The sequence below is a fragment of the Nonomuraea sp. B5E05 genome (assembly GCF_039880665.1).
Taxonomy (GTDB): Bacteria; Actinomycetota; Actinomycetes; order Streptosporangiales; family Streptosporangiaceae; genus Nonomuraea.
The window spans coordinates 1-1264 of the sequence record NZ_JBDPMJ010000093.1; the positions used below are offsets into that span (position 1 = coordinate 1).

The window sequence follows — 1264 nt, forward strand, 5'->3', positions numbered from 1 at the left end:
CTAGTGCTGTGACCGGAAACGATCACCGGGTTGAGTGACAGGTTTCAGGCGGCCGGTGCGAGGGGTCTGCCTCCCCAGCGGATGCCTTTCTCGCTGCGGATGCGGGCGCGTTCGCGGCGTTGGGCGGCCAGCACGTCGGGGTGGCGGGCGTGGGCGTTGCGCCAGCGCAGGTAGGCGTGCAGGGCCCTGGTCTGCACGGTGTGGTTCGGGTGGCTGGAGTTGGCCAGGGTGAACTGGCGCAATGGTCCGAAGTGTGCCTCGATCGGGTTGGCCCAGGAGGCGTAGGTCGGCGTGAACAGCAGCCTGACCTTGTTCTTCTCGGCCCAGGCGCGGATGCGCCGGTTCTTGTGCGCCGACAGGTTGTCCAGGATGACGTAGATCGGAGCACCGTCCGGCCGGGCGGCACGAATGGATTTCAGCGCGGCCCAGGTGGGGTCGATGCCCTTGCGTGCCCGATTAACACCCCACAGCAGGTCGTCGCCGACGGAGTAGCAGCCGTGGAAGTAGGTGACGCCCTGGGTGCGGCGGTAGGTGGCCGGCAGCCGATCCGGTTTCCCCTGTGGTGCCCAGGTGGTCCCGGCGGTGGGCCGGATGCCGAGCGGTCCGAACTCGTCGAAGGCGAAGGTGCGCTCCGGCCGGTGGGTCAGGGCGTACTCGATCTCGTCCAGCTTGGCGTCGAAGTCGGGATCGGGTGAGTCCTTCCAGGTCTTGGTGCGCTGGAAGGTGATCCCGCGGCGGGCCAGGAGGGTGCGTAACGCCTCCCGGCCGATGGTGATGGTGCGGCCGGGCAGGCGGTGCAGGTAGTCGAGCAGTTTGCGGATGGACCAGCGGGTGAAGGGCCGGCCGAGCTTGGCAGGTCGGGTGGTGGCCGTCTGCGCGATGAAGTCTTCGTCGTCAGGACTCAGCAGGCGGGGACGGCCTCCCGCCCACTGAGGGTCCAGGCAGGCCAGCCCGATCTCGTTGAAGCGGTGGATCACATCGCGCACGGTGTCCTCATCGGCCTGCACCAGCCGCGCGATGATCGGGACGGTGTTGCCGCCGGCCGAGGCCAGCAGGATCATCGCTCGCCGATAGCGGACCGTGCTCATCGTGCCGCGCCGCACGATCCGCTGCAGCTTCTGTCCTTCCTGATCCGTGAGCCTGCGGACCTTGACCGGATGCGTCACCGGGCCTCCCGACTTCCGATCGAACGTGATCAGCACCATCCAACCGGCCGGACCGCCTTACGCGCCAACCCGGTGATCGTTTCCGGTCAAAGCACTAG

1 protein-coding gene is annotated in these 1264 nt (G+C 67.9%); it reads right to left on the minus strand.

Going from position 1 to position 1264, the window contains the following annotated elements; genetic code table 11:
* Positions 1-44: 44 nt before the first annotated feature.
* On the minus strand, positions 45-1166 hold the full coding sequence (locus ABGB01_RS45930) for an IS630 family transposase (protein ID WP_347780641.1): 1122 nt from the start codon (positions 1164-1166) through the stop codon (positions 45-47).
* Positions 1167-1264 lie beyond the last annotated feature (98 nt).